General features: G+C 54.0%; 21 protein-coding genes. All 21 read left to right on the top strand.

The features are described from left to right. Window positions 1–18: 18 nt before the first annotated feature. The 21 genes from flhA (at window position 19) to K2F33_RS28735 (ending at window position 19,926) form a co-directional block, all read left to right on the top strand. Window positions 19–2,052, top strand: coding sequence for a flagellar biosynthesis protein FlhA (gene flhA / locus K2F33_RS28835; protein ID WP_076168118.1), 2,034 nt, complete (start codon window positions 19–21; stop codon window positions 2,050–2,052). Continuing rightward, window positions 2,049–3,482: a flagellar biosynthesis GTPase FlhF gene (gene flhF / locus K2F33_RS28830; protein ID WP_263880259.1), complete on the top strand. Its 1,434-nt coding sequence runs from the start codon at window positions 2,049–2,051 to the stop codon at window positions 3,480–3,482. The genes flhA and flhF overlap by 4 nt, the downstream gene beginning before the upstream one ends. Beyond that, window positions 3,479–4,393 carry a MinD/ParA family protein gene (locus K2F33_RS28825; protein ID WP_263880258.1) on the top strand — a complete coding sequence of 305 codons (915 nt, stop codon included), beginning with the start codon at window positions 3,479–3,481 and terminating at the stop codon, window positions 4,391–4,393. The genes flhF and K2F33_RS28825 overlap by 4 nt, the downstream gene beginning before the upstream one ends. A 35-nt stretch (window positions 4,394–4,428) precedes the next feature. Further along, entirely contained in the window at window positions 4,429–5,823 is a 1,395-nt protein-coding gene (locus K2F33_RS28820; RefSeq protein ID WP_263880257.1) for a protein-glutamate methylesterase/protein-glutamine glutaminase, read from the top strand. Between the two features lie 13 nt (window positions 5,824–5,836). After that, window positions 5,837–7,921, top strand: coding sequence for a chemotaxis protein CheA (locus tag K2F33_RS28815; RefSeq protein WP_263880256.1), 2,085 nt, complete (start codon window positions 5,837–5,839; stop codon window positions 7,919–7,921). An 80-nt stretch (window positions 7,922–8,001) separates the two neighbouring features. Further along, complete coding sequence (locus K2F33_RS28810; RefSeq protein ID WP_076168106.1) at window positions 8,002–8,463, top strand: chemotaxis protein CheW; 462 nt, start codon at window positions 8,002–8,004, stop codon at window positions 8,461–8,463. A 36-nt stretch (window positions 8,464–8,499) separates the two neighbouring features. Beyond that, a complete protein-coding gene (locus K2F33_RS28805; RefSeq protein ID WP_285855177.1) occupies window positions 8,500–9,093 on the top strand; it encodes a chemotaxis protein CheC in 594 nt (197 codons plus the stop codon). Continuing rightward, the gene (locus tag K2F33_RS28800) at window positions 9,086–9,583 is read left to right on the top strand and encodes a chemotaxis protein CheD (RefSeq protein WP_076168100.1); all 498 of its coding nucleotides are present in this window, start codon (window positions 9,086–9,088) and stop codon (window positions 9,581–9,583) included. Before K2F33_RS28805 ends, K2F33_RS28800 begins: the two co-directional genes overlap by 8 nt. A gap of 2 nt (window positions 9,584–9,585) precedes the next feature. Further along, the gene (locus K2F33_RS28795; RefSeq protein WP_076168097.1) at window positions 9,586–9,984 is read left to right on the top strand and encodes a hypothetical protein; all 399 of its coding nucleotides are present in this window, start codon (window positions 9,586–9,588) and stop codon (window positions 9,982–9,984) included. A gap of 12 nt (window positions 9,985–9,996) precedes the next feature. Then, window positions 9,997–10,785, top strand: a complete 789-nt coding sequence (locus tag K2F33_RS28790) for a FliA/WhiG family RNA polymerase sigma factor (RefSeq protein ID WP_116231242.1) — start codon at window positions 9,997–9,999, stop codon at window positions 10,783–10,785. A 30-nt stretch (window positions 10,786–10,815) separates the two neighbouring features. After that, window positions 10,816–12,225, top strand: coding sequence for a flagellar assembly protein A (locus tag K2F33_RS28785; protein ID WP_263880255.1), 1,410 nt, complete (start codon window positions 10,816–10,818; stop codon window positions 12,223–12,225). 108 nt (window positions 12,226–12,333) lie between these two features. Further along, window positions 12,334–12,645, top strand: coding sequence for a hypothetical protein (locus K2F33_RS28780; RefSeq protein ID WP_076168090.1), 312 nt, complete (start codon window positions 12,334–12,336; stop codon window positions 12,643–12,645). A gap of 45 nt (window positions 12,646–12,690) precedes the next feature. Then, window positions 12,691–13,284 carry a hypothetical protein gene (locus K2F33_RS28775; protein ID WP_263880254.1) on the top strand — a complete coding sequence of 198 codons (594 nt, stop codon included), beginning with the start codon at window positions 12,691–12,693 and terminating at the stop codon, window positions 13,282–13,284. Further along, the gene (locus K2F33_RS28770) at window positions 13,281–13,916 is read left to right on the top strand and encodes a hypothetical protein (protein WP_263880253.1); all 636 of its coding nucleotides are present in this window, start codon (window positions 13,281–13,283) and stop codon (window positions 13,914–13,916) included. The genes K2F33_RS28775 and K2F33_RS28770 overlap by 4 nt, the downstream gene beginning before the upstream one ends. Window positions 13,917–14,122: 206 nt before the next feature. Beyond that, entirely contained in the window at window positions 14,123–14,821 is a 699-nt protein-coding gene (rpsB, locus tag K2F33_RS28765; RefSeq protein WP_076168084.1) for a 30S ribosomal protein S2, read from the top strand. A 151-nt stretch (window positions 14,822–14,972) separates the two neighbouring features. Continuing rightward, window positions 14,973–15,623, top strand: a complete 651-nt coding sequence (gene tsf, locus K2F33_RS28760) for a translation elongation factor Ts (RefSeq protein ID WP_076168081.1) — start codon at window positions 14,973–14,975, stop codon at window positions 15,621–15,623. A 201-nt stretch (window positions 15,624–15,824) separates the two neighbouring features. Then, window positions 15,825–16,553 (top strand): UMP kinase, encoded by a 729-nt coding sequence (gene pyrH / locus K2F33_RS28755; RefSeq protein WP_076168079.1) that lies wholly within the window; start codon window positions 15,825–15,827, stop codon window positions 16,551–16,553. Then, entirely contained in the window at window positions 16,553–17,107 is a 555-nt protein-coding gene (gene frr / locus K2F33_RS28750) for a ribosome recycling factor (protein WP_076168076.1), read from the top strand. Before pyrH ends, frr begins: the two co-directional genes overlap by 1 nt. A 71-nt stretch (window positions 17,108–17,178) precedes the next feature. Then, a complete protein-coding gene (locus tag K2F33_RS28745) occupies window positions 17,179–17,946 on the top strand; it encodes an undecaprenyl pyrophosphate synthase (RefSeq protein WP_076168074.1) in 768 nt (255 codons plus the stop codon). A 21-nt stretch (window positions 17,947–17,967) separates the two neighbouring features. Beyond that, window positions 17,968–18,768: a phosphatidate cytidylyltransferase gene (locus K2F33_RS28740; protein WP_145134901.1), complete on the top strand. Its 801-nt coding sequence runs from the start codon at window positions 17,968–17,970 to the stop codon at window positions 18,766–18,768. An 18-nt stretch (window positions 18,769–18,786) separates the two neighbouring features. Further along, complete coding sequence (locus tag K2F33_RS28735) at window positions 18,787–19,926, top strand: 1-deoxy-D-xylulose-5-phosphate reductoisomerase (RefSeq protein ID WP_263880252.1); 1,140 nt, start codon at window positions 18,787–18,789, stop codon at window positions 19,924–19,926. The last annotated feature ends 192 nt before the right edge of the window (window positions 19,927–20,118 follow it).

The following is a 20,118-nucleotide window of genomic DNA, read 5'->3' as shown; positions in this document are numbered from 1 at the left end:
ATCGGAGGTAAGGAAGCTTTGAAATTAAAAGAGATAACGATACTGACTGGCGTCATCGGCATTGTAATGATGATGATTCTTCCGATCCCGTCCTGGCTGCTCGACGTGCTGCTGGTCATCAATATTTCGCTCGCGCTCATTATTTTGCTCGTCGCGATGAATACGCAGGAAGCGCTGCAGTTTTCCATTTTCCCTTCGCTTCTGCTCATTACGACGCTGTTCCGGCTGGCGCTGAACATTTCGACGACCAAGCTTATCCTGTCCGAGGGCTTTGCCGGCGACGTCGTCAAAACGTTCGGCAGCTGGATCGCCAGAGGGGAAATCGCCGTCGGCTTTATCGTCTTTCTGATTCTGGTCGTCGTGCAGTTCATCGTCATCACGAAGGGATCGGAACGCGTGGCGGAAGTCGCCGCCCGGTTCACACTCGATGCGATGCCCGGCAAGCAGATGAGCATTGACGCCGACCTGAACGCCGGCATGATCAATGAGCAGCAGGCCAGGGAGCGGCGCCGCAAAGTGGAACGCGAAGCGGACTTTTACGGCGCGATGGACGGTGCGAGCAAGTTCGTCAAAGGGGACGCGATTGCGAGCATCATCATCCTGCTGATCAACCTGGTCGGCGGTTTTATTATCGGGATCGCCATGCGGGGCCTGTCCTTCCAGGATGCGATGTCCACCTACTCGGTATTAACTATCGGGGATGGTCTGGTCAGTCAAATTCCCGCACTCTTAATTTCAACGGCTTCCGGATTGATCGTGACGCGTTCTTCTTCGGAAGGCAATTTGGCGAACGATCTGACCAAACAGCTGCTGTCGTACCCGAAGCTGCTGTACATTGTGGCGGCGACGATTGCCCTCCTCGGGCTGTTTACCCCGATTCATCTCATCACGACGCTTCCGCTGGCCGGGCTGCTCGCCTTTGCCGCTTACCGGATGCAGCGGAACATGGACAAAAAGCAGATCGAGGTGGAACAGCTGGAAGAGGAACAGCAGATCGAAGAGGTGCGCAGTCCGGAAAGTGTCATCAACCTGCTGCAGGTAGACCCGATCGAATTCGAATTCGGTTACGGATTGATTCCTTTGGCGGATACACAGCAGGGCGGAGATTTGCTTGACCGGATCATTATGATCCGCAGGCAGTGCGCCTTGGAGCTGGGACTTGTGGTACCGGTGATCCGGATCCGCGACAATATTCAACTAAAACCGAACGAATATGTCATCAAAATTAAAGGGAATACCGTCGGAAGCGGTGAATTACTATTAAATCACTACCTGGCCATGAGTCCCGGTTACGATGACGAATCGATCACGGGAATTGAAACTTTGGAACCAGCTTTCGGACTCCCGGCCTTGTGGATTGACGAAGCGACGAAGGATCGCGCGGAGCTTTCGGGCTATACGGTAGTGGATCCGCCGTCCGTCGTGGCGACCCATTTGACCGAGCTGATCAAAAAGCACGCCCACGAGCTGCTTGGACGGCAGGAGACGAAAACGTTGGTCGACAATTTGCGCGAAAATTATCCGGTTCTCGTCGACGAGCTCATTCCGTCGGTGCTGTCGATCGGAGATGTTCAGAAAGTATTGGCCAAGCTGCTTCGTGAGAAAATTTCGATTCGGGATTTGGTGTCGATCTTTGAAACGCTGGCCGATTACGGCCAATATACGAAAGATCCCGATGTGCTGACCGAGTATGTGCGGCAGGCATTATCCCGGCAAATTACGCAGCAGTTCTCAAGAGAAGGCGAGACGCTCAAGGTCATTACAGTAGGGCCAACGCTGGAGAAAAAGATTGCCGACAGCGTCCAGCAGACGGATCAGGGGAGCTATCTGGCGATGGATCCGGTATCTACCCAGACGGTGTACCAGAAGCTCAGCGAGCAGATCAACCGCCTGCTTCAATCGGGGCAGCAGCCCATTTTGCTTGCCTCGCCGACCATCCGGATGTATTTGCGCCAGGTGATTGAGCGGACCATGCAGGATATTCCGGTTCTTTCTTACAGCGAGCTTGAACCCAATGTAGAAATTCAAAGTGTCGGAGTGGTGAACTTATGAGAGTAAAGCGATATGTGGTCGATACGATGCCTGAAGCTATGCTCCAAATCCGCAATGACCTGGGCAGCGATGCCGTCATTCTGAGCACGAAGGAGACCAAGCTGGGCGGCTTCCTGGGCATGTTTAAGAAGAAAAAAATCGAGGTCATCGCCGCGGTGGAAGCAGACGAACAGGCGAATACAGCAACGAAACAGCGGCAGGCCCCGGCTCCTCAAAAGGCGGCCGTCCCACAGAAGGCCGTGCCGCAGGCATACAAGAAGACCGCCGAGCTGACCCTTGCCGCAACCGGCGCCAAGGATTCTGCTGATCAAGCCCAGCCGGAGACCACTCCTGCTCGTCCGGAGCCTCGGGGGGCGGAGATGACATCCGTTCAATCCGGCCAGGCCGTGACCCAGGCGGCAGGCTATGGGGAATCAGCAGCTGCGAACGAGACGCCGCCTTCCAACGTAACGTTCCCTCTTTCGGAACGGGGGCAGAACACCGGAGCGCTCAGCCGCTCTGAACAGCCTCGGCCGGCAGAGGATAGAGAGCCGGAGGCAAGAAACAGCGTGGAGGCCAAGCTGCTGGAAGAGCTGCAGGAAATGAAGGCGTGGATGGCCAAAATCTCCCGTCAGTCGATGATGAAGCAGCAGCTGCCGGCTGTGCTGGAGAAGCTGCAGGAGCGGTTGATCCAGCAGGAGGTCGACTTTAACCTGATCGAGGAGTGGATTACCTCCTCCTTCGATCTTTGGGAAGAGAGCGGCCGTACGCTCGGGGATGCGGAATTATTTGCACATGTACGCAGCCAGGTGCTGGCGTTCCTTTCGGAGCGGTTTGGCGGAGGCATAGCCAACCGGACACGGATCGTCTATGTCGCAGGTCCTACGGGGGTCGGCAAAACGACGACCATCGCCAAGCTGGCTGCGGAACAGCTGCTGCGTTTTCACCGGAAAGTTGGCCTGATCACATCCGATACTTACCGGATATCGGCGGTAGACCAGCTTCGGACGTACGCCTCCATTCTGAATGTCCCGCTGGAGGTGGTGCAGTCGCCCGGTGATATGCAGCGGGCGTTTCAGCGCCTTCAGGACTGCGACATCATCCTGATGGACACGGCCGGCCGCAATTATCGTAACGAGCTGCTCGTTTCGGAGCTGCAAAGCCTGTTTTCCGCCATAACGGACCACAGCGAAACCTTTCTGGTGCTCAGCCTGACATCCAAGAGCCAGGATATGAAGAAGATTACAGAACACTTCAGCAAGTATGGGCTGGACAAGGTGATCTTCACCAAGCTGGATGAGACCGGAAGCTGCGGCTCCGTCTTTAACCTGATCCGGGAATACCCGCTGTACCTGTCCTACATGACCAACGGCCAGAACGTGCCTGAAGACCTTCTGCTTCCGGACAGCAAGAAGCTGTGCGGTATGCTGCTTGGAGAAGAGGCGCCATGATGGACCAGGCACAAGCATTAAGGGATTTGATCCGGCAGCGGGGATCCGGCGGGAGAGGAGCCGAAGCCGGAATGGAACCCAGGCTGACCGGAAAGGGGAAAACCGCCAAGCTGATCACCGTTACGAGCGGAAAGGGAGGCGTAGGCAAATCGAACTTTACGCTCAACTTTGCCCTTGCCCTGCAGGCGATGGGACGGAAAGTGCTGGTGTTTGACGCCGATATCGGTATGGCCAATATCGATGTACTGATGGGCATCTCGCCAAAATTCAACCTGTATCATTTACTCCAGCGTGAGAAGTCGGCGAGCGAAATCATCGAGAAAGGACCGCATTCGTTGTCTTTTATCGCCGGCGGCTCCGGGCTATCCGAGCTGTTGTCACTCTCCGAGCAGGATCTTGCTTATTTTACGGAGCAGATTGAAGGACTGGCAGACGAGATGGACTATATCATCTTCGATACCGGCGCTGGGCTGTCCAAGGAGAACCTGAATTTTATCCGTTCGGCGGATGAATGCCTGGTTGTGACTACCCCGGAGCCGACCTCGATCACCGACGCCTACGCTTTAATCAAGGTGGTCAGCGGCGCGGAACCGGGCGTTACCTTCAAACTGATCATTAATCGGGCGGGCGATGAGAAGGAAGCGGCTCAAACCGCCGACAAAATCGCCATGGCAGCCCGGCGTTTTCTGGGCGTGGAAACGACCATGCTCGGTTACATCGCCGATGACTGTCATGTTGTACAAGCCGTGAAGAAGCAGGTTCCCTTTTCCCTTGCATACCCGAACTGCAATGCAGCGAAGGATCTGCAGCGGATCGCATACCGTTACTTGCTCGTACCGGCTCCCCCGGAACCAAGTGCCTTGACAGGAATCAAAGGGTTTATGCATAAATGGCTTCGTCGTACAAAATGATTTTCTGTACTAAGGAACAGAGGTGAACAAGCGGCATGACGCCATACAAAGTCATAGTAGTGGACGACTCGGCTTTCATGCGGAAGATCGTATCCGATCTCATTGAAAAGGATCCCGCATTTCGGGTCGTTGATACGGCCGTTAACGGAAAGGAAGCCGTAGACAAAATTTTAAGCCAGCAGCCGGACCTCGTCACGATGGACGTGGAGATGCCGGTGATGAACGGACTCGAAGCGCTTACGGTCATCATGCAGGCGCATCCGCTGCCGGTAATTATGCTGTCCGGCATCAATGAGGCAGGCATGAGGGAAACGATCAAGGCGCTTGAAGCCGGAGCGTTTGATTTTATCCGCAAGCCGTCCGTAGCGCATGCGCAGCAGATCGATGACGTTCGGGATGCCCTGCTTGAGCAGATGAAGGCAGCTATGGCGGCCAAGGAACGGAGAGCGCTTTGGAAAGCGGAGGAAGAGAAGCGGAAGAACAAGCCCGCCGTGGCTGCACCGGTTTCAACGCCAGTCCTGCCAAAGCTTGGGCGGAAGCGGCCGCTCCCGGACCTGGCGAAAGAAACCGGCACTCGTAACGGGGCAGCCGCGAAGGAGAGCGCTCCCGATAAGGAGGTTGTCCTGCAGCAGCCTGACAAGCCCAAGGCGACGAAGCTTTCCAAGCTTGGAGCAGGAAAGAAACATCAGGACTCCCCGAATAGCAGGACAACGCGCGAACTGTCGCACCAGGTGCTGGAATCCGCTCCTTCGGCGCAAGAAGCGAAAACAACCAAGCCGGCGGGAACGGATGCCGCCAAGCCCAGCCGGACAGCGGAGGGCAGGGCAGCAACCGCGTATACGCAGCTTGTTGCGGTCGGCTGCTCCACCGGCGGACCGCGGGCGCTGAAGACGCTCCTTGAGGGCATACCGGCCGATTTTCCGGCACCCGTTGTCATCGTGCAGCATATGCCGCCCAATTTTACGAAATCCCTCGCCCAGCGGCTGAATACGTTCAGCCCGCTGACCGTGGTTGAAGCCGAGCAGGGAATGACATTGGAGCCAGGGTTCGCTTATATTGCCCCGGGCGGCTATCATACGAAGATCGTACCGGATCAGAGCCGGGGCCTAATGATCTCGCTGACGGAGGAGAGTCCGGTGGGCGGCCACCGTCCGTCGGTGGATGTCATGTTCGAATCCCTGCTTGAGCTTCCGTCCCTGAAACGCCACGTGGTGCTGATGACCGGGATGGGAAGCGACGGGGCAAAGATGATGAAGCGGCTGTACGATGCCGGGGTTACCAGCACGTTCGCGGAGAGCGAGGAGACCTGCATCGTATACGGCATGCCGCGTTCCGCAGTGGAACTTGGCTGCGTGAGTCATGTGTTACCGCTTCACAATATTGCCGCAGGGCTCGTCCAGGCTGTAGGCAACGGAAAGCAAACTTATTAGGAGGTGTCTCATAATGGACATGAATCAGTATTTATCCATGTTTATCGATGAGTCCAATGATCATCTGCAATCCTTGAATGAAAACATGCTGCTGCTCGAACAGACACCGAATGATCTCTCCATCGTCCAGATTATTTTTCGCTCGGCTCATACGCTGAAAGGGATGGCGGCTACGATGGGCTTTGAGGACCTGGCGTCGCTGACCCACCAAATGGAGAACGTGCTCGACCTGGTACGGAACGAAAAGCTGGTGATGCAGGACTTTATCTTCGACACGCTGTTTAAAGGGCTCGATGCACTTGAGGCTATGGTGGAGGATATCACCCAGGGCGGCGAAGGGAAAGCCGACGTATCGGCCATCGTTGCCGACCTTCAGGCGATCGTTCGCGGAGAAGCCCCTTCCACCGGCAGCGCGAAGTCCGCAGGCTCCGCTCCGGCCAAGCAAGAAACCAATACCGCCATCCAGCTTGATGAATTTCAATACTCCGTTTTACAGCAGTCCATAGGGGAAGGGCACCGCGTGCTGTATATTGACGTCGCCATTCGGGACGATTGCCAGTTGAAGGCGGTCCGCGCCTATATGGTGTTTGATCTGCTGGAGAAGTCCGGCGAAGTCATTAAGTCCCATCCAACCGTGCAGGATATTGAGCAGGAAAAATTCGAAAAAAGCTTCTCACTCTACTACATAACACAAAAAGATCCTGCCGAACTCAAACAGCAAATTTTGAACGTTTCGGAGATTGACCAAGCCTCAGTAGTAGAACTCGATCACGAATCCCTGCAGCAAATGGCCGAGATGGGGGCGGCATCCGCTCAATCCGCGGCGGCTGTGGCCGAAGAAACGAAACCTGACACTGCCGCTCCGGCAGCCGCTGCGCCAACGGCTGAGAGCAAGGATAACAAGCCTGCGGCAGCCGCCAAGCCGGCCGCCAAAACCGGCGGTGCCCCGGCCCGCACGATCCGGGTTGATATCGAACGGCTCGATGTGCTCATGAACCTGTTCAGCGAGCTGCTGATCGACCGGGTACGCCTGGAACAGCTGGCTTCGGAGGTGCAGAACCATGCTTTGACCGAGACCGTAGAACACATGAGCCGCGTCAGCTCCGATTTGCAAAATATCGTACTGAAGCTGCGAATGGTCCCGGTCGATACGGTGTTCAGCCGGTTTCCGCGGATGGTCCGCGACCTAGCCAAATCACTGGATAAAAAGCTCGAGCTGGTCATTACCGGCGCAGAAACAGAGCTTGACCGGACCGTTATCGATGAGATCGGGGATCCGCTCGTTCACCTTTTGCGCAATGCGGTCGATCACGGCATCGAGTCGCCCCAGGACCGGGTTGCCGCCGGCAAACCGGAGACGGGTACCGTACACCTTCGGGCTTTCCACAGCGGGAATCATGTCTTTATCGAAATAGAAGAAGACGGGCGCGGCATCTATCGCGACAACGTCCTGAAATCCGCGCTGAAGAAAGGCATCGTTACCGAGGAGGAAGCGAAGGGCATGTCGGACGAGCAGGTGCACCAGCTGCTGTTCGCGCCGGGCTTCAGCACCGCCGAAAAAATCTCCGACGTATCGGGCCGGGGAGTCGGACTGGATGTCGTGAAGGCAAAGATCACTTCGCTCGGCGGGCAGGTGACCATTTATTCGACACCGGGGAAAGGAACCAATTTCTCGGTGCAGCTGCCGCTCACCTTGTCGATCATCGCCGCGATGCTCGTGAAGATGGGATCCGAGAAATATGCCATCCCGCTCAGCTCGATCGTGGAAACCGGCATCGTCAAGAAGGAGCAAATCCGCCAGGTGCATGGCAACAAAATGGTGGATTTCCGCGGATCGATGATCCCGCTCATTTCGCTCAGCCGCATTTTTGAAGTTCCTGACTTTAATGAAGAGGACGAAAGCGAAACCGAGATCATCGTCATCCACAAGGGAGACCGTTTGGCGGCTTTGGCCGTCGACGAATTTATCGGACAAAACGAAATCGTCCTGAAAAACCTTGGCAAATATCTGCCGCAAATCAAAGGGATTTCGGGGGCAACCATTCTGGGCGACGGCCAGGTGGCCTTGATTCTGGACCCGAACGTCTTCATTAAATAGGAAGGCTTGCGATAAAGGAAGGCTTGCGGCGACAGTAAAGAATTGCAAATACGCCGCATTTAAATAAGGAGGTTTAGGGCATGGGAGAAGATATCAAAGTCATTGTATTTAAGCTGGGCAGTGAAGAGTACGGAATCGAAGTCGACAAAGTCCAAACGATTGAGCGCATGCTTCCCATTACACGCGTTCCGAAGACATACACGTTCGTTAGGGGCGTCATCAACCTGCGGGGCGTCGTCATTCCGGTGATCGACCTGCGGGGACGCTTCGGTCTTCCGGAAACCGAATATACGGACCAAACCCGGATCATTATCGTGGTGGTAGGCGAAATGGAAGTGGGCTTTATCGTCGATTCGGCCAATGACGTCATCGATCTGAACAGAGACCGGATCGAGACTCCGCCGGAAGTCGTCGGAGGCATTAAAGCCAGATACCTGGACGGCGTGGCAAAAATCGGCGATGACCGTCTGCTCATCATGCTGAACTTGTCCGAAGTGCTGAAGAAGAGCGAAATCATTCAGCTGGAAAGCCTAGAGGAGTAGTTCGTGGAGGTCTTTAAGCATTTTAAGGAATTCAAAATGGATGTCCTGAAGGAAGTCGGCAATATCGGGGCGGGCAATGCGGCAACGGCGCTGTCCCGCCTGCTCGATAAGCCGGTCGATATGGCGGTTCCCAAAGTGCAGCTGCTTCCCTTTGAAGAGATTGCCGACAGGGTCGGCGGGGCCGAGCGAATCGTCATTGCTATTTTTCTGAGGGTGGAAGGCGACGCTCCAGGCAATTTGTTCTTTATTCTAAGCCCGGAAGCAGCCAAAAGCCTGCTGAAGAGGCTGGCCGGCATGCAGGTCGACCAGGACGGGATGTTCGATGAGATGGAGCAATCGGCACTCTGCGAGATCGGCAATATTTTGGCCGGTTCGTACCTGTCCTCGCTCGCCGACTTTACGAAGCTGGATTTGTCCCCGACGGTCCCTGGCCTGGCGATGGACATGGCCGGCGCCGTTCTGAGCTACGGGCTGCTCCAGTTTGGCCAAATGGGTGATGATGCGCTGCTGATCGATACGACTTTTCTCGAGGGCGATCATGAGGTGGAAGGGAAGTTCTTTCTGATCCCCGATCCGGACTCGTTCGCGAAAATTTTTCAAGCCCTGGGAGTGCCTCTAGAGAATGATTGAAGAGCAAAGCATCGTTAAAGTAGGCATGGCCGACATGAACGTCGTGCGCGATCCCGGGGTCATCCGCACGCTGGGCCTCGGATCATGCGTCGGAATTACCCTTCACGACCCTCTGCTCAAAATTGCGGGTATGGCTCATATTATGCTGCCGTCCTCAGACATTGCCCGTGAAGGGCAGCTGAATATCGCCAAATATGCGGATACCGCAGTGCCTGCTTTGCTGGAGCGGCTGGTGGCCATGGGGGCCTCGCCTTCCAGAATTGTCGCCAAGATGGCCGGAGGATCGCAAATGTTCCTGATGGCCGGTACCGGGGATACGATGAGAATCGGTCCCAGGAATGTGGAATCATGCAAAATGATGCTGTCAAATCTTCATATCCCGTTAATCGCCGAAGACACGGGCGGAAGTCACGGACGAACCATTGAACTGGATTCAGGCAGCGGAATCCTGTCCGTGCGCAGTGTACAAATGGGTATAAAGGAATTGTAGCCATGAAAGGAAATTTGTTGTTTAACCTTGTGTTTGGTGCTGTCGGATTCGTGCTGACGCTGCTGATCTCGATGGGAAACAACCTGTTTATGACCAGCTTGATCAGAGGGCTGATATCCTTTGTCATCTGGTTTCTGCTCGCCTTTTTGCTCCGCTGGGTATGGGGTGTGGTCAGCGTTCCCGAAGCGGAGCAGGAAGCAGCAGCCGAACAGGAGCGGGGTGCCCGGTTCGATGTGACGACCCCGGATGAGAGCGATGAGTTAAATGATCTGTTGACGCCGAAGCCTGCCTCCGTTCAAGAGGATGGGGGAGGCTTTACACCACTCAATCCGCCGAAGCTGGTTTCGGCGAAAGATCCGGAAGAACTGGCGAAAGCCGTTCGACACCTGTCAGAAAAATAGGGGGTGGGGGAAATGAGCGAGCGCAAAGCTTCTCACCTGAATCATGCCGAGCTCTGGGAGCAATGGAAAGAACACGGAAATATTGAAGCAAAAAAGTCCCTGATCGAGAAACACCTCCACATTGTGGATTATGTTTCCAGCCGCCTTGCTATCGGCCTTCCAAGGAATGTTTCCAAGGATGATCTGGCCAGCAACGGCGTCATGGGGCTGATCGATGCTATTGACAAATTTGACTATAAACGCGGACTGCAGTTTGAGACCTACGCTTCTTTCCGGGTAAGGGGAGCTATTCTCGATTCTCTGCGACAGGGAGACTGGGTGCCCCGCTCCGTCCGGGAGAAGGCCAAGCGGATCGAGGACGCCTATCAGCAGCTTGAACAGAGGCACCTGCGGACGGTGACGGATTCGGAGATGAGCGAATATTTGAACGTATCCGAGAAAGATTTTCACCAAATGCTCCAGGAAGTTGCCGTGATGTCGCTCTGCTCGCTGGAAGACCCGATTCGCGAGGAGGAATCCGAGACACGTCTTTCCGTGATGGTCGATGACAAGGCCAAAAATCCGGATTACAAAGTCAACGAGTTTTATTTGCGGGAGTCTCTCATTAAAGGAATTGAGAAGCTTACCGAGAAAGAAAGAACTGTCGTATCCCTGCTGTATTATGAGGACTTATCTTTAAGCGAAATCGCCGAAGTCATGTCTCTTTCACCTTCAAGAATATCCCAGCTTCATTCCAAGGCCATTTTGCGGCTGCGCGCAACGCTGGAGAAGAACCGGGATTTACTGATGCAAAACGATTAACCGTTGCACGAGTAGAAAGGAGGAAAACGATTGACAGCTCCAATCGCGCTTGAAACCTATTTGGATATTACCTTTTCGGAGGATAAAAGCGTCGCCTATCTGCAGTTCTCCAAGCGTTCCGAGGATTTTGAGGTGACAGAGGAAGAGCTTCAGCTCTTTTTGAGGAGCCATCAAGTCCAGTTCGGCATGGACCAGGCGGTCCTGAGCCGGATTTGCAGCCATCCTCAGGAGTACATGTTTGGACGGACCGCGATTGCCTTCGGTGAGCAGCCGGTCAGCGGCAAGGACGGCCGGGTCGAGTTTGCCTTCAACCTCAGAGATGACAAGGAGCACAGGCCGCTCGAGACCGAAGACGGCAGAGTGGACTATAAAGAACTGATCAGTCTCAACAATGTCATGAAGGGCCAGCTGATCGCCAAACGGATTCCGCCCGAGCCAGGCAAACCGGGACTCAGCGTTACCGGGGAAATGATTCCGTTCAAGCCCGGCAAAGAAGCCTATTTTAAGGTAGGAAAAAATGTGGTGGTCGACCCGGAAAACACAGCCATGTATGCCGCCATCGACGGCCTGATCGCCACGACGGATAAAGGAAAAATCAACGTTTTTCCCGTCTATGAGGTGAATGGGGACGTGGATTACAGTGTGGGCAACATCGACTTTGTCGGTACCGTGGTCATCCGCGGGAACGTTCTGACCGGATTCCGTGTGAAAGCGGCAGGGGATATCCGGGTAGTCGGCGGTGTAGAGGGCGCGGAGCTGGAAGCGGAAGGGTCCATTGAAATTACGAGCGGGATCATCGGTTACAACAAAGGTTATGTGAAAGCGGGCCAACATGTAAAAAGCTCTTTCATCCAGGACGGCAACGTCATCGCCGGGGAAGATGTCATCGTCTCGCAGAGCATCATGCACTCCAACATCCGGGCAGGAAGAAACGTACTGTGCAACGCTACCAAAGGGCTGATCGTCGGCGGCGTCATTCAGGCGGGAGAGCGGGTCATTGCCAGAACCATCGGCAACAGCATGTCCACCATGACGACGATTGAGGTGGGGGTTCTGCCCGAGCTTAGAAACGAGCTGGCCGACCTGCGGGGCAAGATCAGGCAGCTGGTGGAGGCGCAGGACAAGACAGACAAGGCATTGTATTTGTTGAATCAGCTGGCTGCTTCAGGACAGTTGCCGCCCGACAAGATGGCGCTTAGGCTTAAACTGAACGCCACCAAGAAATCGAATGACCGGGAGCAGATGGAAGCGAAAGAACGTATACTGGAAATCGAGAAAACATTGGAAGATTCGGTGAGGGCCCGCGTCGACGTCGTGAAAGTGGTCTACGGAGGCTCTAAAATAGTTATCGGCAGATACACCAGATTTATTAAGGACCCGGCGGAACGGGTTTCATTTTATTACCATGATGGCGATATTACGATGGCTCCGTACATTTAATATAAAGTGCGAGTTCAAAAAGGTGTCAAAAGCGGTCTTTTTGAACAATCTCTAAAAAGAAGCAAAGTACTCTGGATACGATTCCTATCGATAAGAGGGGGAAGACGAATGAGTATGAAGGCGGTTGAAATGCAAATTGCGATCCCACGGACCAGCGAGGTCGGGAAGGTGCAAAATGAGCTCCAGCACCGGCCTGCACAGGATCAGCAGTTTTTGGCTGAACAGCAGCTTAAGAAAACGGCGGAAATGAGCAAGCGCAGCGAATCGGTGGACGAAGCGGCGGATGCCGCCGTCCGGGATGAGGGCGGACGGAACAGGCAACGGCGAAATCAAACCGCAAGCACATCGGCAGAGGAGCATGAGGACCTGCAAAATGCGCAGCACCCCTTCAAGGGACATCATCTGGATGTGTCCCTATGATCCGATGCCCCGTCATGAATATCACAGTCAAAGGAGAGCCGTTACTTGGAACCTTGGTTAATCGTCGTTATATTGGGCGCTGCCGCGTTGGTATATGCCATGATGCTTCCTAAACGGAAGGAGGAGCAGAGCCAGCAGGGCAGCGTGGTCAAGCAGGTCGAAGCTACACTGGAGCAGTACATGGCCGAAATTGAAAATGAAAACGTCGAGCTCGTAGAGCTGGTTTCCCAAATGAAGCAGGATATGGCGGCCAAGCAGCTGTCCCAGCAGGAACAGCTGTCGGAGATGCGTCAGCGGCTCGTTTCGCTTGAACAGCAGGTTGCACAGCAGGATGCCAGGCTTTCGAAAATGGAGAGCCTGCCTGCCGGACAGGCCACGATTAGCCGTGAAACGGCCGCGGCCGTGGAGCCGGAAGCTTTCCTGGGGTCAGCAGCTGCGGCTGGTGCAGATTCAGAGGGTCAGGATGGAACGGAATCGACGCTGCCTGAGCAGCAGCCATCGATCAGGGACAGGTACCCGGAGCTGTTCGAGTTGTACAGCACAGGCAAATCCATTGATGCGATCGGAAAAATGACCGGTATGCACCGCGGCGAAATCCAGTTGATTCTTCAGCTTGCGAAACAGGAGGAGACGCTGTGATCAGAAATCGGACATTCATGATGGGACTTGGCCTCGGTCTCCTGCTTGGAGCCCTCCTGCTGCAGCTGATGATCCTTGGGCAGGGTGCCGGACGCCCGGCCGGAGAGGTCCCGTCAGCTGCCAGCCTGACGAAGGAAGAGCTTGAGCAGCAGGCGGAGACGATGGACCTGAAGGTCGTCGGCAAGGAGGACAAGCTGATGACCGAGGAGGAATGGAAGCAGCAGATGGTTGAGCAGAGCTCGGTTCCCAAAGGTGACGCAGCGAAGGCGCCGAAGGCCGCGGACGCGGGTAAACAGCCGGCTCAGCCGGATAAGCCGCAGCAGCCTGCCGCTTCGAAGCAGCCGCAGTCGGTCACTCCGGGATCCGGTGAGGCTTCAACAGCCAAGCAGCCGCAAACGCCTTCTGTGCCGGCGGCCAAAGCGGTTGAAGTGAAAATCGCCAGCGGGAACAACTTGGAAGACGTCGCCGGCAAGCTGGAGAAGGCGGGGGTCATCGCCGACGCTGACCAATTCGTGCAAAAAGGCAGATCGCTCAAGATCAGCACGAAAATCCAGACCGGCCAATATACGTTTTCACCCGGCGAGGAATTCAGTTCCATTATCGCTAAAATTACGACAAAACCGTCACGCTAACGACAATCGGCTGGACGGTTTTTTGCATGTAAAAAAAGCCGTCCCTTAGGCGTTGCATCGAGCTTTTAGATATGGTATATTAAATGACGGTGTTAAAACACACGCTGTCGGATTTCGTAAAGGGTGCTTTCCATATGGGGAGTCTTGACGGGAAATGAAAGCAGCGGAGGACACAATAAAAAACCAAACTTAGGAGGTGTGTGAAGATGGCAGTTATCTCCATGAAGCAGCTTCTCGAAGCTGGCGTTCACTTCGGTCACCAGACACGTCGCTGGAACCCGAAAATGGATAAATATATCTTCACTGAAAGAAACGGAATTTACATTATTGACCTGCAAAAGACAGTTAAAAAGGTCGAAGAAGCTTTTAACTTCGTGAAAAGCGTGGCAGAAGAGAACGGAACAATTCTTTTCGTCGGCACGAAGAAACAAGCCCAAGACTCCGTCAAAGAAGAAGCAGAACGTTGCGGCATGTACTACATCAACCAACGTTGGCTCGGCGGAACGCTGACTAACTTTGAAACGATCCAAAAACGGATCAACCGTTTGAAAGAACTCGAAAAATGGGAAGAAGACGGCACATTCTCCGTTCTTCCTAAGAAAGAAGTCATCCTTCTCCGCAAAGAGAAAGATCGTCTTGAGAAATTCCTGGGCGGCATCAAGAATATGAGAGGCCTGCCAAGCGCCCTGTTCATCATCGATCCGCGCAAAGAGCGCATCGCGGTTGCCGAAGCCCGCAAATTGGGTATCCCAATCGTAGGTATCGTTGACACGAACTGCGATCCGGACGAAATCGACTACGTTATTCCTGGTAATGACGACGCGATCCGTGCCGTTAAGCTGTTGACTGGCAAAATGGCTGACGCTGTGGTGGAAGCTCACCAAGGCGAAGAAACTTCTGCCTAAGTTTCAACAGTTACGTAATATAGACATGAATTAAATGAAAAGGGTGGTTGGTAGGTGGATAACCTCTCACTGCCCTTTTTTTAAGATGAAAACAAAGATCAGGTGTGACGCCTGGCTGAAAAATTAGCATCCTATTTGGAGGGAATATTCGATGGCAGTAAGTGCTAGTGCGGTAAAAGAACTTCGTGAAAAAACAGGCGCAGGTATGCTCGATTGCAAAAAAGCGCTGGAAGAAGCAAACGGTGATATCACCAAAGCAACAGAACTCCTTCGTGAAAAAGGTCTGGCTGCAGCAGCAAACAAAGCTGGACGCGCAGCTACAGAAGGCGTTGTAGAAGCTTACATCCACGCTGGCGGAAGAATCGGCGTTCTGGTTGAAATCAACTGCGAAACCGACTTCGTTGGTAAAACAGACCAGTTCAAAGAGTTCGCACGCGACATCGCGATGCATATCGCGGCTTCGAGCCCGCGTTACGTTTCCCGCGAAGAAGTACCTCAAGCAGAAGTAGAGAAAGAAAAAGAAATCTTGAAAGCCCAAGCTTTGAACGAAGGCAAGCCTGAAAAAATCGTTGAAAAAATGGTTGAAGGCCGCATCGGTAAATACTACGAAGAGTTCTGCCTTCTGGAGCAATCCTTCATTAAGGATCCGGACAAAACGATTTCTCAGCTGCTGAACGAAAAAATCAGCACCATCGGCGAAAACATCTCCATCCGCCGCTTTGTTCGTTACGAACTGGGCGAAGGTCTCGAGAAAAAAGTCGACAACTTCGTTGAAGAAGTTATGGCGCAAGTTAAACAATAAGAGCCCTTTTTTTGCGGCATCTATAACTAGAACAAGAGAAGAGCGGAACACGCAGTGTTCCCTCTTTTTTAAAAGAGCAGACGTTTTTTTCTGAAGAGAATGACATCGGTTTGGTGTGGTGTTTACCGGATAGGGCCCGCCGAACGTTAGTTGCAGCAACTGGCGCCATATGGTGATGTCTTTAAAGTGGAGGGTAAACATTTGGAACAGCCTGTATTTAAACGAGTTGTCTTGAAGGTCAGCGGGGAATCCCTCGCAGGTCAGAACGGTTATGGTATCGATGCGGAAACGATCGGATCCATTGCAGAGCAAGTCAAAGAAGTGGTGGATCTTGGCGTTCAGGTTGCAATCGTCTGCGGCGGCGGCAACATCTGGCGCGGCATCGCCGGCAGTTCCAGCGGGATCGACCGCGCGACAGCCGACTACATGGGGATGCTCGCGACGGTCATGAATTCGCTGGCGCTTCAGGATGCCCTGGAGCAAATCGACGTGCCGACGCGCGTACAGACATCGATTGCCATGCAGCAAATTGCAGAGCCTTATATCCGCCGCAGAGCGATCCGCCACCTGGAGAAAGGCCGCGTGGTCATTTTTGCCGCAGGAACGGGTAACCCGTTCTTCTCGACCGATACTACCGCTGCCCTGCGTGCGGCTGAAATCGAGGCCGAAGTGATTCTGATGGCCAAAAACAAAGTGGATGGCGTGTACTCCGCCGATCCGTTCAAAGACAGTACGGCCGAGAAATATGAACAGCTTACTTACATGGACGTGCTGAACAAGAATCTGGGTGTGATGGATTCCACGGCATCATCCCTCTGCATGGACAACAACATTCCGCTGATCGTATTTGCTGTTACCGAGCAAGGGAACATCAAACGGGTCGTTTTGGGTGAAAAAATCGGAACGATTGTTAAAGGGAGCGTAGACTAATGCCAGAAACGGTAAAAAAACACGCAGAAGAACGCATGGAAAAAGCCATCGGCGCTTTGAAGAGAGACCTCGCCACACTGCGCGCCGGCCGCGCCGCCCCGGCACTGCTTGACCGGATCCAAGTGGAGTATTATGGAGCGATGACACCGGTGAACCAGCTGGCCAATATCAGCACGCCGGATCCGCGCACGCTGCTCATCCAGCCTTGGGACAAATCTTCGCTGGCCGATATCGAAAGAGCGATTATGAAGTCCGACCTCGGACTTACGCCGGCTAATGACGGCAACATCATTCGTCTTTCGATTCCGCCGCTGACCGAGGAACGCCGCACGGAACTCGTGAAATTGACGAAGAAGTTCGGCGAAGAGGCGAAAGTGGCGATCCGCAACATTCGCAGAGATGCCAACGACGACATCAAAAAGATGGAGAAAACCGATATTTCTGAGGATGAATCGCACCGTCATCAGGAAGACATCCAGAAGACGACGGATAAATTTATTGCGGAAGTCGACAAGGTGCTCGTAGCTAAAGAAAAAGAGATCATGGAAGTATAAGAGACTTGCGGCCCCTCCTTTTATGGTGGGGTTTGTGTCTTTTTTGCAGAAACCCGCTTGGAGGAACTAGAATGATCAAACGAGTTCGATCGTGGTGGAAACAGAAGGACCCGCAGCTTTTGCCAGAGCGATCCATGGACAACGTTCCTGAGCATGTGGCCATCATTATGGACGGCAACGGGCGTTGGGCCAAAAGTCGCGGGCTGCCGCGAATCGTCGGGCACCAGACCGGGATGAAGGCAGTGAAGCGGGCAACCATTGCTGCCGACGAGCTGGGCATTAAATATTTAACGCTGTATGCTTTCTCTACGGAAAACTGGAAGCGTCCCAAAGACGAAGTCGACTTTCTGATGCGTCTGCCGCAGGAATTTCTGGCGATCGAGTTGGACGAATTGATCCAAAAAAATGTGCAGGTCCGCATGATGGGTGACCGCGACGGTCTGCCGCAGCACACGCTGAATGCCATGGAGGAAGCGATGCGCCGGACGGCCGGCAATGACGGGCTTGTCCTCAATTTCGCCCTCAACTACGGCAGCCGCAAGGAAATGACGGATTGCATGAAGGAGCTGGGTAAACAGATTCAGGAAGGCAGGCTGTCGCCTGACGAGATTTCCCCTGAGCTGATTGACCGTCATCTGCTGTCGGGAGGCATGCCGGATCCGGACCTCATTATCCGGACGAGCGGCGAAATGCGGCTCAGCAATTTTATGCTGTGGCAGCTCGCGTACAGCGAAATGTGGTTTACCGATATTTACTGGCCTGAATTTAACCGAAATCATTTATACGAAGCGGTTGCTGAATACCAGCGCAGAACGCGTCGATACGGCGGACTGACTTAGCCTGATGGGGGATGAATACCGTTGAAACAACGACTGATCACAGGAATTGTTGCGGGTGTCGTTTTTCTGGGATTTTGCCTGCTTGGCGGCCTGCCGTACCACATTCTAGTCCTGGCGATGGCAATGATCGGATATTATGAATTTGTAAAAATGACCCGGGTATCCCCGTTTAGCGGTACGGCCATGCTGGGGTACCTGGGCGTGCTTGTGTTTATGTTCCCGTGGAAGCTGCTGGATATCAGCTTTCCGCTTCCACTCGGGCACGTCATCTGGCTGCTTCTGTTCCTGTTCCTGCTGGTGACCGTCGTTACCAAAAACAAGGTGGACATTCAGATGACTTCCCTGCTCTTTTTGGGAGCCGTTTATGTGGGCGTCGGCTTTTCGTACATTGCCGAATCCCGCAGCGCCCCGGACGGGCACGGGGTGTTTTGGACGTTTTTGCTGCTGGTGTCGATCTGGGCGAGCGATGCGGGAGCTTACTTCGTGGGCAAATGGATTGGCAGCCACAAGCTGTGGCCGGCGATCAGTCCGAATAAAACGATCGAAGGCGCCCTTGGCGGTGTCATCATCGCCATGTTGACATCGGCGGTCTTTGCGCTTCTGTCGGGCGGTCTGCTCACGATCGGACGAGCGCTGGCGATCGGCCTGGCATGCGCGGTGGCCGGTCAGCTTGGGGATCTGGTCCAATCGGCGTACAAGCGTGTATACGGCATCAAAGATTCGGGAAATCTGCTGCCGGGTCATGGGGGAATCCTAGACCGCTGCGACAGCTGGATTATTGTATTTCCGTTCGTACATATCATGATGCTGATGCCTTATTAATACGAGAGAAGGTTCAATATGAAGAAATTAAGCGTTCTCGGCTCTACCGGCTCGATCGGCACGCAGACGCTGGATGTCGTTTCGAAGCATCCGGAGCATTTTCAAATTGAAGGGCTTGCGGCCGGGTCGAACGTGGAGCTGCTGCTCCGGCAGGTTCATCAGTTCAGACCGAAGAAGGTTTCGGTCGCGACCAAAGAACTGGCTGAACAGGTGAAGACGCAGGTTTCGCCAGGTACGGAAATTTTCTATGGAAATGAAGGGCTGGTGGAGGTAGCGGCCGGCACGGACGCCGATACGGTCGTAACGGCAGTGGTAGGCAGCATGGGGCTGCACTCCACGCTGGCGGCGATCGAAGCCGGGAAGCACATTGGACTGGCCAACAAGGAGACGCTTGTAACCGCAGGACATCTTGTCACTGAGGCCATTAAGCGAAAAGGCGTGAATATGCTGCCGATCGACAGTGAGCACTCGGCTATATTTCAATGCCTGAACGGTGAACGCCGCGATGACTTGGCCGGCATCACGCTGACCGCTTCCGGCGGTTCGTTCCGGGATTTGACCCGGGAGCAGCTCCAATCGGTGACGGTGGAGGATGCCTTGAAGCATCCCAACTGGTCGATGGGGGCGAAAATCACCATCGATTCGGCGACGATGGTCAACAAGGGGCTGGAAGTGATTGAAGCCCATTGGCTGTTCGGCCTGCCGTATGAGCAGATCCACGTGCTGCTTCACCCCGAGAGCATCATTCATTCTTTCGTGGAATTCCGCGATACGAGTATCATCGCCCAGCTGGGCAATCCGGACATGCGCGTACCGATCCAGTACGCACTGACCTACCCGGAACGCTGGGATTCGCCTGCCAAACGGCTGTCGCTGGCCGAAGTGGGCAAGCTGCATTTTAGAGAAATGGACATGGAGCGGTTCCCTTGTTTAAGACTTGCCTTTGAATGTGGTAAAATAGGTGGTACAGCAACCACCGCTTTTAACGCAGCCAACGAAGTGGCGGTAGGCCGGTTTCTAAACAGGGAGATTTCGTTTTTACAAATAGAGGATATTATTGAGGAAGTGCTTGACCGGCACGCCAACATTTCGAATCCGCAGCTGGCGGACATTGAGGAGTGCGACCGGAATACGCGGCTGCTTGCTGCCAAGCTGTAAGCGGGCACGCAAGCGGCATAACAATACATCACTCTACTCCCCTGATTTTAAAAAATGACGAGAATGTGATTCTCTTGTGCGGGACCGGAGAATAATGATAATCTATATAGACTGAATTAAAGACGAGCTTCTTTTCGCGCTGTGGGCTTTAATCCATCTGATGATATAGATGCGACAGAAACTTCGGTCTCA

Origin of the sequence: Paenibacillus sp. PSB04, assembly GCF_025809195.1 — a bacterium.
In the GTDB taxonomy this organism is placed as follows: Bacteria; Bacillota; Bacilli; order Paenibacillales; family Paenibacillaceae; genus Paenibacillus_AQ; species Paenibacillus_AQ favisporus.
Note: the sequence above shows the minus strand (reverse complement) of the source record. Positions and strands in the feature narration are given on the sequence as shown.

What these genes read in the sequence shown, in the direction of transcription:
- flhF (WP_263880259.1), top strand. Translation starts at nt 2,049, where the DNA reads ATGAGAGTAAAGCGATATGTGGTCGATACGATGCCTGAAGCTATGCTC.
- K2F33_RS28825 (WP_263880258.1), top strand. Translation starts at nt 3,479, where the DNA reads ATGATGGACCAGGCACAAGCATTAAGGGATTTGATCCGGCAGCGGGGA.
- K2F33_RS28820 (WP_263880257.1), top strand. Translation starts at nt 4,429, where the DNA reads ATGACGCCATACAAAGTCATAGTAGTGGACGACTCGGCTTTCATGCGG.
- K2F33_RS28815 (WP_263880256.1), top strand. Translation starts at nt 5,837, where the DNA reads ATGGACATGAATCAGTATTTATCCATGTTTATCGATGAGTCCAATGAT.
- K2F33_RS28810 (WP_076168106.1), top strand. Translation starts at nt 8,002, where the DNA reads ATGGGAGAAGATATCAAAGTCATTGTATTTAAGCTGGGCAGTGAAGAG.
- K2F33_RS28805 (WP_285855177.1), top strand. Translation starts at nt 8,500, where the DNA reads ATGGATGTCCTGAAGGAAGTCGGCAATATCGGGGCGGGCAATGCGGCA.
- K2F33_RS28800 (WP_076168100.1), top strand. Translation starts at nt 9,086, where the DNA reads ATGATTGAAGAGCAAAGCATCGTTAAAGTAGGCATGGCCGACATGAAC.
- K2F33_RS28795 (WP_076168097.1), top strand. Translation starts at nt 9,586, where the DNA reads ATGAAAGGAAATTTGTTGTTTAACCTTGTGTTTGGTGCTGTCGGATTC.
- K2F33_RS28790 (WP_116231242.1), top strand. Translation starts at nt 9,997, where the DNA reads ATGAGCGAGCGCAAAGCTTCTCACCTGAATCATGCCGAGCTCTGGGAG.
- K2F33_RS28780 (WP_076168090.1), top strand. Translation starts at nt 12,334, where the DNA reads ATGAGTATGAAGGCGGTTGAAATGCAAATTGCGATCCCACGGACCAGC.
- rpsB (WP_076168084.1), top strand. Translation starts at nt 14,123, where the DNA reads ATGGCAGTTATCTCCATGAAGCAGCTTCTCGAAGCTGGCGTTCACTTC.
- tsf (WP_076168081.1), top strand. Translation starts at nt 14,973, where the DNA reads ATGGCAGTAAGTGCTAGTGCGGTAAAAGAACTTCGTGAAAAAACAGGC.
- frr (WP_076168076.1), top strand. Translation starts at nt 16,553, where the DNA reads ATGCCAGAAACGGTAAAAAAACACGCAGAAGAACGCATGGAAAAAGCC.
- K2F33_RS28745 (WP_076168074.1), top strand. Translation starts at nt 17,179, where the DNA reads ATGATCAAACGAGTTCGATCGTGGTGGAAACAGAAGGACCCGCAGCTT.
- K2F33_RS28735 (WP_263880252.1), top strand. Translation starts at nt 18,787, where the DNA reads ATGAAGAAATTAAGCGTTCTCGGCTCTACCGGCTCGATCGGCACGCAG.